Raw genomic sequence first — 15882 nt, forward strand, 5'->3', positions numbered from 1 at the left:
TCATCGCAATGACGGGCCTTTTATGCTCCCCCGTCATCGCGAGGCCCTAAGGCCGTGGCGATCCAGGCACAGTAATCATCATAGTCGCAGACTTCAATGTTCGTGCACCTAATTCAACACAGGACTGGATTGCTTCGTCGTGCCTCCTCGCAATGACAGACCTTTTTGTTTCCCGTCATCGCGAGGCCGAAGGCCGCGGCGATCCAGGCCCAGTACTCAACACAGTCGCAGACTTTAATGTTCGTGCACCCAGTTCAACACGGGACTGGATTGCTTCGTCGTACCTCCTCGCAATGACGGACCTTTTGTTGTCTCCGTCATCGCGAGTCCAGAGGCCGCGGCGATCCAGGCTCAGTACTCAACATAGTCGCAGACTTCAATGTTCGTGCACCCAGTTCAACACGGGACTGGATTGCTTCGTCGTGCCTCCTCGCAATGACGGACCTTTTGTTGTCTCCGTCATTGCGAGGCCGTAGGCCGCGGCGATCCAGGCCCAGTGCTTAATAAAGGTCACTACACAAAACGGGCAAACCAGGGCTTGGTTTTAATCGCCAGTGCCACCAGCGACAGCATTACCGGTACTTCCACCAGCACACCAACCACGGTAGCCAGCGCCGCGCCCGACTGTAAACCGAACAGACTGATAGCCACAGCCACCGCGAGTTCAAAGAAATTGGATGTACCAATCAATGCGGCTGGCGCGGCAACATTAAACGGCACTTTCCATAAATAGGCCCAGCCATAGGCAATGGCAAAGATGCCGTAACTTTGAATCAGCAGCGGAATCGCGATCAGGCCAATCACCAAAGGTTTCGCCAGAATGGTCTCGGCCTGAAAACCGAACAGCAGTACCACGGTTGCCAGCAGACCCAGAATCGACCAGGGTTTGACCTTTTCCGTAAACTCAGCCACTTCATGGTGATCGCTGCTTTTATCGAGCTTACGGCGTGTCAGATAACCGGCCAGCAGCGGTGTCACGACATACAGTACAACAGACAGAAACAGCGTTTCCCAGGGCACAATAATTTCGGTGATACCCAGCAGTAAAGCAGCAATCGGGGCAAAGGCAAACACCATAATAATGTCGTTAATCGACACCTGTACCAGCGTGTAGTTGGCATCGCCTTTGACCAGCTGGCTCCAGATAAACACCATCGCGGTACAGGGTGCGACACCGAGCAGAATCATCCCGGCGATATATTCTTTAGCCGTTTGCGGGTCAACCAGACCGGCAAACAGGAACTCGAAAAACAGAATCCCGAGCCCGGCCATGGTAAAAGGCTTTATCAGCCAGTTGACCACCAGCGTCAGGCACAGGCCTTTGGGTTTTCTGCCGACATCTTTCAGCGAAGCAAAGTCGACATTGACCATCATCGGATAAATCATCAGCCAGATGAAGACGGCTACGGCGAGATTGACACTGGCAAATTCCAGCCCGGCGATGACTTCAAATGCTGAAGGAAATAACCAGCCTAAGCCCACACCAGCGATAATACCCAGGCCGATCCAGACTGACAGGTAACGTTCAAAAATACCCATGGGTGAACTGGTTTCGCTCATGGCAGTTCCTGCTCGATGCGGGTTTTGAGCATATTGAAAGCGTCATCAAAAGCCGCTTCAATGTCGGCTTCACTGCCTTCAGCCTTGGCCGGGTCCGGCGTGCTCCAGTGCAGACGCTGATATTGTCCCTGAAATGCCGGGCAGGTCTCATTGGCAGCAGCGTCACAAACGGTGATCACATAATCAAAATGTTTACCGGCGAAATCATCCCAGGACTGGCTGCGAGGTTCGCCCGGGTCAATACCGTGACGTTTGAGGGTTTCAATGGATTTAGGGTGGACATAACCTGCCGGAAAACTACCGGCACTGACCGCCTCATACTCCCCTTTTTTCAATTGATTAATTAATGCTTCTGCCATCACGGAACGGCAGGAGTTACCGGTACATAACACTAAGACTTTTTTCATTAGCAGCAACCTGAATTATTGTCGTCTGAAGGTTCGCAGCAGCTTGATGACGCTGCCACTACTGGAATGGATACCGGGGTGCAGCAGGCACTCTCGTTTGAATCAACTTTATCGGAGAATATCTGTGCATCACCCATGGTCTGATAGGCCTCCCAGGCGATGCCGGCCGGGTCCTGCAGCCAGGATTTGTCGGATTCAGCGTAACAGCACACGGTTTCGCCTTCATCGTAGGTCGCGATATCCGCCTCGCTGAGCTGGGCACGCATTGCAGTCAGTTCGCTTTCATCCTCAACCTGAAAGCCGAGATGATCGAGGCCCTGTTCGCCACTGCGCGTCGAGATGGCGAAGTTCAGTCTGGGATCGTCGAGCATCCACTTGGCATAATCCGCCATCTGTTTACTTGGCTCTGTACCGAACAAAGCGGTATAAAACTTCACGCCTTCAGCAATATCTTTGACGCCAACATGAATATGCATGCGTTTCATTGTTATAACTCCTGATTTGATGGCGGGCAGCAAGCGGCTAATTCAATCACCGAGCAGCCGGTTTCTTTATCTTCTTTGATGGTGGCGACATCACCGCTGCAACAGTCTTTCACCATAAACCCGATAAGCTCACGCATCGCCTCGAAGTTGGCAGAATAAATGACTGATCGGCCCTGTTTACGTGAGGTCACAATGCCGGCATTGGCCAGATGATTGAGGTGAAATGACAGTGTGTTATGTGGTGTCGCCAATTGCTCACTGATCACCCCGGCAGCCAGTCCCTCGTGCCCGGCCTCCACCAGCAGACGAAAGGCGCGCAGGCGCGTTTCCTGCGACAGCGCATCAAATACAATCAAAGCTTGTTGTAATTCCATATGTCTATTTTCATGGACATATATGCAATATGTCAATACTTATGGACATAAATCATCACTCAATCTCATCTCAACGGCATGCTAAGCTGTAGAAATAGAATGGATCAGCAGGAGTTAAACATGGATAAGACACTGGTAATCGGTGCCAATGGTCAGATTGGCAGACAATTGATCGGCATGATGGCGCTGGCGAATATGCCGGTGAAAGCGATGGTCAGGAACAGTGAACATGCCCAGAAGCTGGAACAACTGGGCGCTGAAATTATGCTTGCCGATTTAGAACAGCCGCTTCCTGATGAAGCCTTTGCTGACTGTGATAAGGTCGTATTCACAGCGGGGTCCGGCGGCAAAACCGGTGCCGATAAGACCATTCTGGTTGATTTATGGGGCGCGGTGAAAGCCGTCGACATGGCCAAAAAACACAACATCAAACAGTTTGTGATGGTCAGTGCCCGCGATGCCGGTGACCCGGAGAACGGCACCCCGGCCATCAAGCATTACAACATCTGCAAGCATTTCGCTGATAAGCATCTGCTGGAAAGCGGCGTGCCCTTCACTATTCTGCGTCCCGGCCGCCTCACCGATGATGCTGCAACCGGCAAAATCACAACGCAGCGACCGAGTGATAAAGATGCCATGGTCATTACCCGCGCCGACGTGGCCGCCTGTGTGTTGCAATGCCTGGATCATTCCGAAGCCATCAATCAGGTGGATGAAATCTATAACGGTGATATGCCAATTGCCGAGGCCTTTATCAAATCGGTAAAAGGTCGTCTGGGTTAAGCCCGCGCTACAAAAGGAGCAGTCATGGATGAGGTGAATAAACTGGCGGTGGTTATTGATGCCGATAATGCCCAGCCGGGTATCGTCAACGAGCTACTCGCCGAGATAGCCAACTATGGCATCGCCAGTGTGAAGCGCATCTACGGGGACTGGACCTCGGCCGGCTTAACCGGCTGGAAAACCGTTTTACTGGAACATTCGATTCAACCCATCCAGCAATTTGCCTATACCAAGGGCAAGAATGCAACAGACAGCGCCATGATTATCGATGCCATGGATCTGCTCTATACCGGCAATTTCGATGGTTTTTGCATCGTGTCCAGTGACAGTGATTTCACTCGCCTCGCATCCCGGATTCGCGAATCCGGACTCACTGTCTATGGTTTTGGTGAGCAGAAAACGCCCTATCCCTTTGTGTCCGCCTGTGACAAGTTCATATTTACCGAAGTACTGAGACGGGAAACAGATGAAAGTCCTGCCATTAAAGCACTCTCCAGAAACCAACTGCGGCAGGACAGCAAACTGGTCCACTTACTAAGAAATGCCTGCCAAGCTTCGTCCGATGATACTGGCTGGGCAGGACTCGGCGCTGTCGGTAGCAATATTGCCAAGCAGGCTCCCGAGTTCGACCCCCGCAATTATGGCTATAAAAAGCTCGGTGAACTGGTTGCGGCGACCGAGCTGTTTGAACTGGAAGAAAGGCAGGCTGGCGACTCCAATGGCCGCGCCCTGTACATCAGAGATAAACGCTGGAGCGAGACCCCTTGAGCAGCAACAGTGATCACCAGTATTTTTCAATACTGATCTGGCCCGGATCGCGCCGTGAATGCTTTTTCATGCCGCGCTGGTCAATCAGTAATTGCATCGTTTCCTGAATCATCGCCGGATTGCCGCAGAGCATGACCTGGCTGTCCGCCGGTGAGATTTCGAGACCAGCACGATGCTCAAGGCGACCATCTTCGATCGCCTGCGGGATCCGACCTGACAAGGCAAAGTCACAGTCTTCACGACTGACGATGGGAATATAGACAAACGCCTCGGGGTGCTCTGCCTGAACGGCCGCGATTGTCTCCTGATAGGTCAGTTCATTCTGGAAGCGCACGGCATGTACCAGCACGACTTTGTTGAATTGCTCCCAGACCTCAGTGGTTTTGATAATCGACAGGAATGGACCGATACCGGTACCCGTGGCCAGCAAATACAGGTGCCTGGCTTCCGGAAGCTGATCGAGAGTGAGCAGGCCTGCCGCTTTAGGCGCTACTTTGATGTCATCCCCCGCCTGCAACTTCGCCAGCCTGGTGGATAACACGCCTTCTGGCACCTCGATGAAATAAAAATCCAGCGTCTGTTCGTCGGGCGCATTGACCAGCGAAAAAGGCCGACTGATTAACTCTCCGTCGACATCCAATGCCAGTCGCGTGAACTGACCAGCCTTGAACTTGGGAAAATCAGCCTGAAGCCGCAGGGAATGCAGCCGATCATTCCACTGTTTATTTTCCACTACCTTCGCATCCAGCCAATCGGTCATATGCCCTCCAGAATGGTTTCAAAGCGGTGCTTGATGATTGTCATGGTACTATCAATCGACTTTTTAAACGAAGTGAATTGCCCATGACTGATCTGTCAATTGTGCATGCGAGTGAAGCTGATGCTGACGCCATTTGTCAGTTACTGTCAGCGCTGTTCAGTCAGGAAGCTGACTTTTCAGTCGACAGCGAAAAACAGACCAGCGCCGTGAATGCGATCCTGTCCCATCCCGAGCAGGGACAGATTCTGTTAGTAAAAAAAGATAACATCGTGGCGGGCATGGTCAGTCTGCTTTACCTGATCTCCACCGCGATGGGCGGTAAAGTCGCGATGCTGGAGGATATGATTATTGCTGAGGACTATCGTTCTCAGGGCCTGGGGAAACGACTGCTGCAGGCAGCGATAGACTTTGCCCAGGATCAGGGTTGTCTTCGCATTACCCTTCTGACTGATGCCAATAATGACCGGGCTCAGCAGTTTTATCAGCAGCACGGCTTTGTTCGCTCGGCGATGATACCGATGCGAAGAGTCTTCGAGGATTGAGATGGACAACATCAGCCCGACACTGCTGTGGGAAATTTTCAAACACGTCAGAAGCTGGCTCGCCAACCTCAACCGCGCCGGATGGCAACGAAAACAGCAATCCAAACAGGCACTGCAGAATGTGATTCTGGCAGCCAGGGAGACTGCCGTCTACCTGCGCCAATTCAAAGACACCGGTAAACCGGACCATGCAACCGAGCGGCATCTGGCAATGCTATGGACAAAACTGGGCTTTGAGCTCGAAGAATTGGGGCTCGATAAGCTCGCCAAGCGCTGCCATATTAGTGGCCGGCACTGGGCTGACCCTGAGTTCTACGATGCTGACTTTTTACAACAGGCCGATATCAGCCTGCAAAGCATGGAAAGACTGGCAGGTCAGATTTTGTTAAAACTGAAAAAATAAAGCTATCAATGATGAGACGACTCTTTTTATTGTTTTTACTGTTACCTTCGCTGGCTGAAGCGAGAGCCTTGTGTCCGCAATCCGTGACCACGGTTGAAATCAACCAGTGCCTCAACGTGAAACTGGAACGTGCCGTCAATGAACTGGACAGTAATCTGGATCTGATTCGCATCCGTTATGCCGATGATCCGGTGTTGCTCAAGCTGATAGAGCAGGCCCAGCATAACTGGGAAGCCTACCGTAAGAAACAGTGCCAGAGCGTGTTCCAGTTATACGAGGGCGGCTCGATACAGTCACTGATGACGGTCAGTTGCGCCATTCAACTGGCACGTGAACGCAACAGCCTGCTTCGTCAGACTTATCTTGAAGAACGCTGATCTGGTTCATATCGATGGCATCAGCTTTCACGGCATACTGAGCGACTGCCGTCATGGTCACTTCAGCACCAAACCGGTCAACGGATGACAGAACAGTTGATGGTCCCGGAGAGTGCGTCACTCTCCGGAACGCTTAACATTGTTCAGCGAAAAAACGCCGGGCCTCGGCGCAATCCTTTTCAATCTGCGTCATTAAATTTTCCAGACCGTCAAAACGCTGCTCATCGCGGATCTTGTGCAGGAAATGCACCTGGACATGTTCACCGTAGATATTACGGTTGAAATCAAACAAATGCACTTCCAGCAAGGCTTTATCTCCACCGATGGTGGGACGAATGCCGATATTGGCGACACCATTCAGGGGTTCTTCATCCAGACCGAAAAGCTGCACGGCAAACACGCCGTTAAGTGGAATTTTGCAGCGATGCAGATGAATATTGGCGGTGGGAAAGCCCATCTTGCGGCCACGCTTGTCACCGTGCGCAACCCGGCCACTCATCCGGTACGGCCGGCCCAGCAGCCGTTCGGCCGTTTCCAGATCACCATCGCGCAGCGCGTTGCGAATCCGGGTGCTGCTGACCCGCTGATGATCAATGGCAAAAGTATGCATATTGACCACCTGAAAACCATGCTCGCGTCCCGCTTGCTGCAGCATGGCAAAATCCCCCTGCCGATGACGGCCAAAGCGAAAGTCATCGCCGACAACCAGATAACGGATATTCAGCCCTTCCACCAGCAGGCGACGGATAAAATCTTCCGCCGACATACGAGCCAAATTTTCATTAAAGCGCAGCACACACAGTTGCTGAATGGAGTAGGCGCGCAAGGCCTCGACTTTTTCACGGAAACGGGTGAGCCTGGCCGGGGCTTTCTCAGGCACAAAATATTCAAAGGGTTGTGGCTCGAAAGTAATGATGACCGCCGGCAACCCCAGCATGTCGCCTTTCATGGCCAGTTGCGTCAAAACAGCCTGATGCCCGAGATGAACACCGTCAAAATTGCCAATGGTGGCCACGCAGCCTTGTGGCGAGTCGGGCAGATTATGTAAACCGCGAATTATTTTGGGCATGGTTCAAGTTCAGACCGGAGTTGAAGCAAAACAGACTAACGGTAAATAAAAAAACATTCCAGCGGGCAAGGGCGGGTTGTTTACCTTATAATAACGGGCTACATCGGTTTAGATTTATTTTCAGAGGCCCTCATGGCGTCAAAGCAGAAAAAGCTGGATTATGAAGCAGCTGTCAAAGAACTGGAAACGCTGGTAGAACGCCTGGAACAAGGTGATATCAGCCTGGAAGAATCTTTGAAACTCTATGAGCGCGGCGTATTGTTGACCCGCGACTGCCAGGATTCGCTGAAGGCGGCCGAGCAGAAAGTGCAAATGCTGTTACAACAATCCGGCCAGAGCAATATGGTCGATTTTGATCCCGAATCCGACCCATCGTGAATCCCAAATTCCCGCTTGAAGACTGGATGCAGACGCACCAGGCGCAGATTGAAATTGTCCTGGATAAACGTCTTACCAGCGCTGATCAAGTGACTTCCACCCGCCTGCTGGAAGCCATGCGTTATGCCACCCTGGGCGGTGGCAAACGGCTGCGCGCCCTGCTGGTTTATGCCACCGGTCAGGCTTTGGGTGCCACTAACCGCGCCATGGACGCCGCTGCCGCAGCGGTGGAAATGATCCATGCCTACTCGCTGGTGCATGATGACATGCCCGTCATGGACGATGATGACCTGCGTCGTGGCCGCCCCACCTGCCACAAAGCTTATGATGAAGCCACTGCCCTGCTGGTCGGTGATGCGCTGCAATCAATGGCCTTTGAATCATTGTGCGATTCGGCACTGACTGCCGAGCAGCAGAGCGCCATGGTCAAACGTCTGGCGCAGGCTTCCGGCGTATTCGGCATGGCCGGTGGTCAGGCCGTCGATCTGGAATCGGTGGGCAAAAAACTCGATCTCAATGCGCTGCAATCCATGCACAAACTCAAAACCGGCGCGCTAATCCGTGCCAGCGTAGTGCTGGGGGCGCTGTCGGCAGAACACTGTGACGAAGAGACTTTATTGCACCTGGAACGATATGCAGACTGTATTGGTCTGGCTTTTCAGGTGCAGGATGATGTGCTGGATGTAATTGCCGACACGGAAACCCTGGGTAAAACCCAGGGTGCTGACATCGCCCTCAACAAACCCACTTATCCGGCCCTGCTGGGACTGGAAAAAGCGCAGCAAAAAGCGGTGGCACTGATTGAAAAAGCCCTTGGTCAACTGGCAGAGTTACCCTTTAACACGGAAGCATTGGGCGCGCTCGCTCAATTTGTGGTGAAACGTTCTCACTAAGATTGCTTGAATGGATAATTTACTCGCTCATATCAACAGCCCTGATGATTTGCGTCAGCTCGATAAAAAACAGCTGCCGCAGCTGGCAGAGGAACTGCGCACACTGATCATCGACAGCGTGCAGCAAACCGGTGGCCATATTTCCTCCAACCTGGGTGTGATTGAGCTAACCCTGGCACTGCATTACGTGTTCAACACGCCGGAAGATCGCCTGGTCTGGGATGTCGGCCACCAGAGTTACGTGCACAAAATTCTCACCGGCCGCCGTGACCGCATGAGCACCATGCGCCAACCGGGGGGACTATCAGGTTTCCCGAAACGCTGCGAAAGCCCATACGACACGTTCGGTGTCGGTCACTCCAGCACCTCCATCAGTGCCGCCCTGGGCATGGCCATTGCCGCCAAAGCCAACGATGATCCGCGTCACAGTGTGGCGATTATCGGTGATGGTGCCCTGACCGCCGGTCAGGCTTTTGAAGCATTGGCACATGCCGGGGATCTGGATGCCAACCTGCTGGTCATTCTGAACGATAATGAGATGTCGATCTCCAGAAATGTCGGCGGTATGGCTAACTACCTGGCACGTTTGCTGTCTGGTAACTTCTATGCCAGTGCCCGTGAGGGTAGTAAGCGCGTGCTGGAGAAGATTCCGCCGGCCTGGGAGATTGCCCGCCGTGCAGAAGAACACGTCAAAGGCATGATGATCCCGGGTACTTTGTTCGAGGAAATGGGTTTCAATTACATCGGTCCGATTGACGGACATGACATTGATACCCTGCTCGCCACGCTGGGCAACCTTAAAAAGCGTAAAGGGCCGCAATTTCTGCATGTCGTCACCAAAAAAGGCAAAGGCTTCGAACCGGCTGAACAGCAACCCTGCAAATATCATGGTGTGAGTCCGGCCAACAGTAAATCCAAAGGCCCGAGCTACACCCAGGTGTTTGGCCGCTGGCTGTGTGACATGGCCAAAAAAGATCCGGACCTGATTGGTATTACACCGGCGATGTGTGACGGTTCCGGTCTGAATCGCTTTGCTGAAGATTTCCCGGATCGCTATTTCGATGTCGGTATTGCCGAGCAACATTCAGTCACGCTGGCTGCCGGCCTTGCCTGTGAAGGCAAAAAACCGGTCGTCGCGATTTACTCCACTTTTCTGCAACGCGCTTACGATCAGTTGATCCATGATGTGGCACTGCAGAATCTACCGGTGCTGTTTGCGATTGATCGGGCGGGTCTCGTCGGTGCGGATGGTCCAACCCATGCGGGCAGCTTCGACCTGAGCTACCTGCGCTGCATCCCCAACATGACCGTGATGGCGCCGGCTGATGAACAGGAGTGCCGGCAGATGCTGACCACCGGTTTTTATCACGATGGCCCGTGTGCCGTGCGTTATCCGCGTGGCAGTGGTGTCGGCCGTGAAGTCGAAACCGGGCTGAGTACACTGGAAATCGGCAAAGCAGAACTGCGTGGTCAGGGTGAAAAAGTCGCCATTCTGGCATTTGGCAGCATGGTCGCGCCGGCAGAAGAAGCAGCCGCCAAAATCAACGCCACCGTCGTCAACATGCGCTTTGTCAAACCACTGGATACGGCGATGGTGGAGGCCATGGCCGACAGTCATGATCTGATCCTCACCATTGAGGAAAATGCTGTGATGGGTGGCGCCGGCAGTGCCGTCAGCGAGTACCTGCGAGACATCAATCACAGCGTCGCGGTCAAAATGATGGGATTGCCCGATTCCTTCATTGATCATGGCGTGCATCAACAGATGCTTTCTCACTGTGGACTCGATGCGACAGGAATTATCGATATGATTAATCGATTCTTTTCGGCATAATATCCTGTTACCCCGATGAATTCCCGAGTATAATAGTCAACATTATGAGCGCAAAGTACACCCTGAAGATCCTGGCAGATTTTGCATCGGCCCACACCCTGAGAGACTATCCGGGTGATTGCCGTCGTATGCATGGCCACAACTGGAAACTTGAGGTTGAGGTAACGGCCACAGAGCTGAACGAGCACGGCATGGGGATGGATTTCAAAACCATCAAAACCGCTACCCGTGAACTGGCCAAAACCCTGGATCACCGGTATCTGAATGACATTCCGCCGTTCGATACCATCAACCCAACGGCAGAGAATATCGCCCGGTATTTCTATCAGAAACTCAGCGATACCCTGAATAATGACACTGCCAAGATTTCAGGTGTCACCCTGTGGGAAACAGACCGCGCCTGTGTGAAATATAGCGAGGAATAACTGAATGAGCACAACTCAATCCAGCAAGCACGATGAGATAGAAGACGTACAGAATATCGCCGACCAGCGTAAGATCGCCATTGACAAGGTGGGTATCAAAGATATCAAACACCCTGTCAAGGTCAGTGACCGCACCACGGGTGAACAGCATACTGTGGCTAATTTCAACATGTACGTGAACCTGCCGCACCACTTTAAAGGTACGCACATGTCTCGTTTTGTTGAAATCCTCAACCAGCATGAACGCGAAATCACGGTGAAGTCATTCCGCGAAATGCTGGGAGAAATGACGGAGCGTCTGGACGCCGAATCCGGCTACATCGAGATGAACTTCCCTTATTTCGTTAATAAGGAAGCACCGATTTCCAAAGTGCGCAGCCTGATGGATTACGACGTCACCTTTATCGGTGAAATCAAAGGCGACAAGACCGCGATGAACGTCAAAGTCGTGGTTCCTGTCACCAGCCTGTGCCCCTGCTCCAAGAATATCTCGGACTATGGCGCCCACAACCAGCGCTCTCACGTGACACTCACAGTGCGTGTGGAAAGCTTTGTCTGGATTGAAGACCTGATTGACCTGGTTGAGAAACAGGCTTCCTGTGAAATCTACGGTCTGCTCAAACGTCCCGACGAGAAGTACGTCACCGAGCGTGCCTACGACAATCCGAAATTCGTTGAAGATATGGTGCGCGACGTGGCCGCACAGCTGAATGAAGACAAACGCATCACCGCCTATATCGTGGAATCAGAAAACTTTGAATCTATCCACAATCACTCGGCTTATGCCCTCATCAGCAAGGGCTTTGATTAATCCTGATGCCTGAATAGAAAAGCCCGGTTCGACCGGGCTTTTTTGTCTGGACTTGCCAATCACCAATGCTGGCGGCCATCTTGACTTATTGAGTCCTAATACTTCTGTCGTAAATCCAGCCGTTCGCCGTTATGTTCCATATCCAGTTGTCCCAGGAAAGACATACCCAGCAGGGCGGTAGAGGGCTCAGCCCCATCCAGCACCACCGCTGCCACATTGTAGAGTTTGATTTCTTCAAGCTGCACCACATCCAGCGTCACCCTGTAACCGACCTCGTTGCCGGAGGCTGTGCGAATACCCACCTGTTCTCCACGGTAATAATCAATGCCCAGCCTGTTAGCCGTTGCCGCATTCAGCGCAATGGCAGAAGCACCGGTATCGACCAGAAAATTGACGGTATAACCGTTCACACTTCCCGCTGTAAGGTACATGCCATTGGTGGGCCAGAGGCTGACCTCGGGTTGCTCTACCGGTGCAGAAAACTGTGTGCTGATACGATTACCAAGTGGAAAATGCTGTTGTTTACCCTCAATCTCAAGCACCGCTTCATTGCTGTTGGCAGCGATCAGTTTTATGCCCCCGGGCGTACTGCCACCGACCTTGAGCAGATGCCGCTCGCCATTAACTTCAAGCACGGCTTGATTGGCAAACAGTCCCACCACAAGGATATCGAGTTCTTCAGCCGCTGCTGACAGACTGTTTAACAGTATAATAAGCGCGGTAAGCCAGTATTTAATCATGATTTTTCCCTATTCAAGCAGGCACAAATGACAGTCCAACCTTTTCCTTCCGTAACCGGCGTGATTCTGGCGGGCGGTCTGGCCCGCCGCATGGGCGGCGATGATAAAGGTCTGATCCCGTATCAGGGCCGCGCGATGGTGCGTCATGCTGTCAGCGCCATGCTGCCTCAGGTCGACACACTTATTATTAACGCTAACCGCCATCTTGAACAGTATCAGCAGCTCGGTTACCCCGTGGTCAGCGATTCGATTGAGGGTTTTCACGGACCACTGGCCGGCATGCTGACCGCGATGGAAAACACCCAGGCTGATTATATTTTGACCGCACCCTGTGACTCGCCTTTTATTTCACCTGTTTTGCGGCAACGAATGATGGAAACCATGCTGATGAATGGCAGAGAACTGGCAGTCGCCAGTGATGGTGACCGCCTGCAACCGGTTTTCAGTCTGATCCCGACCCGGCTTAAAGGCGAACTGCGTGCCTTTCTGGAGCAGGGTGAGCGGAAAATCGACCGATGGTTGATGCAGTATAAACTGGCGGAGGTGGATTTTTCGGATCAGCCTGAGACCTTTGTGAATTTCAATCACCCGGAAGATCTTGAGCAAACCAACACGCTCACAGCCCCCTTACCCATGCTCGGTATCGCTGCCTTCAGTGGCACCGGCAAAACCACCTTGCTGACCCGCTTATTACCGGAACTGAATCAGCGTGGCCTGCGGGTGGCAGTGATTAAGCATGCGCATCATAATTTTGATATCGATAAACCGGGTAAGGATAGTTATGAAATCCGAGAAGCCGGCGCGCAGCAAATGCTGATTGCCTCGTCACGGATGATGGCCCTGATGGAGAAAAGCGATGCGCCGGACAATGATCCGCAACTGGCTGATTTACTGCCCCGGCTGGAGGTCAGCAAACTCGACCTGATACTGGTCGAAGGTTTCAAGCATGAGCCTATTCCCAAGCTGGAACTGTATCGGCCCAGTCTTGGAAAACCGCTACTTTTCCGGGATGATCCACAGATTATTGCCATTGCCTCGGATGAAGCCCTTGCAGGCACGCATCCGCTGCCCGAGCTTAACATCAACGATATCGGGGCGATCGCCGACTTTATTGAACAATTTATGCATAAATGGACTGCCTGATTATGGCCGAATTTACTCCCCAACCCAGCTGCGCTGATCCGCAGGATCAGCAAAGTCTCAGTGTTGACGAGGCGCGTAGCCAGATTGAACAGTTACTGAGCCCCATCAGTAGCTGGCAGAAACTCGCCCTGCGTGACGCGCTGGGGCATATCCTGCATGCCCCGGTGATTTCGCCGCTGCAGGTACCGCCGCATAACAATTCAGCCATGGATGGCTATGCCATTCACAGTCGGGATATGGCGGCTGAGCGCTATACACTGAAGCTGGTTGGTACCGCCTTTGCCGGACAACCCTATCAGGGCTCGATCAGTCAGGGTGAATGCATCCGGATCATGACCGGCGCGATGATGCCACCGGAATGCGACACGGTCATCATGCAGGAACATGTCGCCGTTGATGGTGATCAGATCACGGTTCATGGTCAGCATCAAGCCGGCCAGAATGTGCGTATGGCTGGTGAAGATATCGAACAGGGTCAGACGGTACTGCCAGCAGGACAACGCATCACACCGGCCGATATGGGGCTGATCGCCTCGCTGGGTATTGGTGAATTGAGAGTCAGACGCAAACTACGGGTCGCTTTCTTCTCTACCGGCGATGAACTGCGCTCTATTGGCGAACCACTGGCAGCCGGTCAGATATACGACAGCAATCGCTACACTCTCTATGGCATGCTCAAAAGGCTCGACGCCGAGGTTCTGGATATGGGTGTCGTCCCGGACGAAAAAGCCGCACTGAAAAATGCCCTGGCACAGGCCGCCGCCGAAGCGGATGTGGTGATTACTTCCGGCGGCGTCTCTGTAGGGGATGCCGATTATGTGAAGGAAATGCTGGCCGAACTGGGTCAGGTCAATTTCTGGAAAATCGCGATGAAACCCGGTCGTCCACTGGCCTTTGGTAAAATAGACGATGCCCTGTTCTTCGGTCTGCCCGGCAATCCGGTGTCAGTGATGGTGACTTTCTATCAGTTTGTACAGCCGGCTTTGAAAAAGATGGCCGGTGAAAATGATCACCCGCTGCCTTTAATGCAGGTAGAGACCGACAGCCGAATCCGCAAGCGTCCCGGTCGTTTTGAATTTCAACGCGGCATTTTGTTTGAAGATGGCAGCGGCCAGCTCAAAGTACAAACCACCGGCCAGCAGGGGTCGGGGATTTTACGCTCGATGAGCGTCGCCAACTGTTTCATCCTGCTGGATGAAGACTGTGACGGCATTGAGCCCGGCACTATCGTTACCGTTCAACCCTTTGCAGGTCTGGTTTAATCATGTCTGAAGCACTCGTCAAACAACAACGCGAATTCAATAAGCTGCGTAAGCGTCTGCGTCGCAATGTCGGCCAGGCCATTGCCGATTACAATATGATTCAGGATGGCGATAAGCTCATGGTCTGCCTGTCCGGCGGTAAGGACAGTTACACCATGCTGGATATCCTGATTAATCTGCGTGATCATGCGCCGATTAATTTCGAGCTGATTGCGGTGAATCTGGATCAGAAACAGCCCGGTTTCCCGGAGCATGTCTTGCCGGAGTATCTGTCATCGATTGATGTGCCTTTTCATATCATCGAAAAAGACACTTACAGCATCGTCAAGGAAGTGGTGCCGGAAGGCAAAACCACCTGTGGCATCTGCTCGCGACTGCGTCGCGGTTCACTCTATGGCTATGCCCGCGAAAACGGCATCACCAAAATTGCACTGGGGCACCACCGCGACGATATTATCGAAACCCTGTTTCTGAATATGTTTTACGGCAGCAAAATCAAGGCGATGCCGCCCAAACTCCTCAGTGACGATAAAAGTAATATCGTGATCCGGCCGCTGGCTTATGCCTGCGAAGCAGATATCGCCCGCTACGCTGAGGCGATGCAGTTCCCGATTATTCCCTGCAACCTGTGCGGGTCCCAGGAAAACCTGCAACGCCAGAAAATCAAGGAAATGCTGCAAAGCTGGGAGCGCGAAACACCGGGACGACTGGAGAATATCTTCCGCAGTATCCAGAACATCTCACCCTCACAGCTGGCTGATGTGGATTTATTTAACTTCACCGATCTGGAACAGCAGCGTGAAGAATCCGCTGAAGAAAGAAACGCGTTTATGGATGATATGCAGCAACCAGCGCTGGCAAGATAAAA

20 protein-coding genes are annotated in these 15882 nt (G+C 52.7%); 13 read left to right on the forward strand and 7 right to left on the reverse strand.

Going from position 1 to position 15882, the window contains the following annotated elements; all coding sequences use genetic code 11:
• Positions 1-513: 513 nt before the first annotated feature.
• The 4 genes from arsB to OMQ46_RS12450 are packed head-to-tail and all read right to left on the reverse strand — an operon-like array spanning position 514 to position 2826.
• Positions 514-1539, reverse strand: coding sequence for an ACR3 family arsenite efflux transporter (arsB, locus tag OMQ46_RS12435; RefSeq protein ID WP_323135163.1), 1026 nt, complete (start codon positions 1537-1539; stop codon positions 514-516).
• A 17-nt stretch (positions 1540-1556) separates the two neighbouring features.
• Entirely contained in the window at positions 1557-1967 is a 411-nt protein-coding gene (locus tag OMQ46_RS12440) for an arsenate reductase ArsC (RefSeq protein WP_266237329.1), read from the reverse strand.
• On the reverse strand, positions 1967-2452 hold the full coding sequence (locus tag OMQ46_RS12445) for an ArsI/CadI family heavy metal resistance metalloenzyme (protein ID WP_266237330.1): 486 nt from the start codon (positions 2450-2452) through the stop codon (positions 1967-1969). The genes OMQ46_RS12440 and OMQ46_RS12445 overlap by 1 nt, the downstream gene beginning before the upstream one ends.
• Before the next feature lie 2 nt (positions 2453-2454).
• Positions 2455-2826 (reverse strand): ArsR/SmtB family transcription factor, encoded by a 372-nt coding sequence (locus tag OMQ46_RS12450; RefSeq protein ID WP_266237331.1) that lies wholly within the window; start codon positions 2824-2826, stop codon positions 2455-2457.
• 120 nt (positions 2827-2946) lie between these two features.
• On the opposite strand from OMQ46_RS12450, the gene OMQ46_RS12455 reads away from it, so the two are divergent.
• Together OMQ46_RS12455 and OMQ46_RS12460 are read left to right on the forward strand one after the other, a co-directional pair.
• On the forward strand, positions 2947-3609 hold the full coding sequence (locus OMQ46_RS12455) for an SDR family oxidoreductase (RefSeq protein WP_266237332.1): 663 nt from the start codon (positions 2947-2949) through the stop codon (positions 3607-3609).
• Between the two features lie 24 nt (positions 3610-3633).
• A complete protein-coding gene (locus OMQ46_RS12460) occupies positions 3634-4377 on the forward strand; it encodes an NYN domain-containing protein (protein ID WP_266237333.1) in 744 nt (247 codons plus the stop codon).
• A 13-nt stretch (positions 4378-4390) separates the two neighbouring features.
• Here the strand turns inward: OMQ46_RS12460 and OMQ46_RS12465 are convergent, their stop codons facing one another.
• A complete protein-coding gene (locus OMQ46_RS12465) occupies positions 4391-5137 on the reverse strand; it encodes a ferredoxin--NADP reductase (RefSeq protein ID WP_266237334.1) in 747 nt (248 codons plus the stop codon).
• An 83-nt stretch (positions 5138-5220) separates the two neighbouring features.
• Between OMQ46_RS12465 and OMQ46_RS12470 the strand changes: the two genes are divergently transcribed.
• The 3 genes from OMQ46_RS12470 to OMQ46_RS12480 are packed head-to-tail and all read left to right on the forward strand — an operon-like array spanning position 5221 to position 6459.
• The gene (locus tag OMQ46_RS12470; RefSeq protein ID WP_266237335.1) at positions 5221-5679 is read left to right on the forward strand and encodes a GNAT family N-acetyltransferase; all 459 of its coding nucleotides are present in this window, start codon (positions 5221-5223) and stop codon (positions 5677-5679) included.
• Between the two features lies 1 nt (position 5680).
• A complete protein-coding gene (locus OMQ46_RS12475; RefSeq protein ID WP_266237336.1) occupies positions 5681-6082 on the forward strand; it encodes a hypothetical protein in 402 nt (133 codons plus the stop codon).
• Positions 6083-6090: 8 nt separating this feature from the next.
• A complete protein-coding gene (locus OMQ46_RS12480; protein WP_266237337.1) occupies positions 6091-6459 on the forward strand; it encodes a lysozyme inhibitor LprI family protein in 369 nt (122 codons plus the stop codon).
• A gap of 133 nt (positions 6460-6592) precedes the next feature.
• Here the strand turns inward: OMQ46_RS12480 and ribF are convergent, their stop codons facing one another.
• Entirely contained in the window at positions 6593-7528 is a 936-nt protein-coding gene (ribF, locus tag OMQ46_RS12485; RefSeq protein ID WP_266237338.1) for a bifunctional riboflavin kinase/FAD synthetase, read from the reverse strand.
• A 132-nt stretch (positions 7529-7660) separates the two neighbouring features.
• On the opposite strand from ribF, the gene OMQ46_RS12490 reads away from it, so the two are divergent.
• The 5 genes from OMQ46_RS12490 to folE2 are packed head-to-tail and all read left to right on the forward strand — an operon-like array spanning position 7661 to position 11869.
• Positions 7661-7906, forward strand: coding sequence for an exodeoxyribonuclease VII small subunit (locus OMQ46_RS12490; RefSeq protein WP_266237339.1), 246 nt, complete (start codon positions 7661-7663; stop codon positions 7904-7906).
• 26 nt (positions 7907-7932) lie between these two features.
• A complete protein-coding gene (ispA, locus tag OMQ46_RS12495; RefSeq protein ID WP_266237643.1) occupies positions 7933-8799 on the forward strand; it encodes a (2E,6E)-farnesyl diphosphate synthase in 867 nt (288 codons plus the stop codon).
• Positions 8800-8809: 10 nt separating this feature from the next.
• Entirely contained in the window at positions 8810-10633 is a 1824-nt protein-coding gene (gene dxs / locus OMQ46_RS12500) for a 1-deoxy-D-xylulose-5-phosphate synthase (protein ID WP_266237340.1), read from the forward strand.
• A gap of 44 nt (positions 10634-10677) precedes the next feature.
• A complete protein-coding gene (gene queD / locus OMQ46_RS12505) occupies positions 10678-11058 on the forward strand; it encodes a 6-carboxytetrahydropterin synthase QueD (RefSeq protein WP_266237341.1) in 381 nt (126 codons plus the stop codon).
• Positions 11059-11062: 4 nt separating this feature from the next.
• Positions 11063-11869, forward strand: coding sequence for a GTP cyclohydrolase FolE2 (gene folE2 / locus OMQ46_RS12510; protein ID WP_266237342.1), 807 nt, complete (start codon positions 11063-11065; stop codon positions 11867-11869).
• A gap of 95 nt (positions 11870-11964) precedes the next feature.
• On the opposite strand, the gene OMQ46_RS12515 is transcribed toward folE2, so the two are convergent.
• Positions 11965-12609, reverse strand: a complete 645-nt coding sequence (locus OMQ46_RS12515; protein WP_266237344.1) for a retropepsin-like aspartic protease family protein — start codon at positions 12607-12609, stop codon at positions 11965-11967.
• 27 nt (positions 12610-12636) lie between these two features.
• Between OMQ46_RS12515 and mobA the strand changes: the two genes are divergently transcribed.
• Genes mobA through ttcA form a run of 3 tightly spaced genes read left to right on the forward strand, consistent with a single transcriptional unit; the run spans position 12637 to position 15880 of the window.
• Positions 12637-13752: a molybdenum cofactor guanylyltransferase MobA gene (gene mobA, locus OMQ46_RS12520; protein ID WP_266237345.1), complete on the forward strand. Its 1116-nt coding sequence runs from the start codon at positions 12637-12639 to the stop codon at positions 13750-13752.
• Between the two features lie 2 nt (positions 13753-13754).
• Positions 13755-15014 carry a bifunctional molybdopterin-guanine dinucleotide biosynthesis adaptor protein MobB/molybdopterin molybdotransferase MoeA gene (locus OMQ46_RS12525; protein WP_266237346.1) on the forward strand — a complete coding sequence of 420 codons (1260 nt, stop codon included), beginning with the start codon at positions 13755-13757 and terminating at the stop codon, positions 15012-15014.
• 2 nt (positions 15015-15016) lie between these two features.
• Entirely contained in the window at positions 15017-15880 is an 864-nt protein-coding gene (gene ttcA, locus OMQ46_RS12530; protein WP_266237348.1) for a tRNA 2-thiocytidine(32) synthetase TtcA, read from the forward strand.
• The last annotated feature ends 2 nt before the right edge of the window (positions 15881-15882 follow it).

It is taken from the genome of Methylophaga sp. OBS1 (assembly GCF_026319365.1).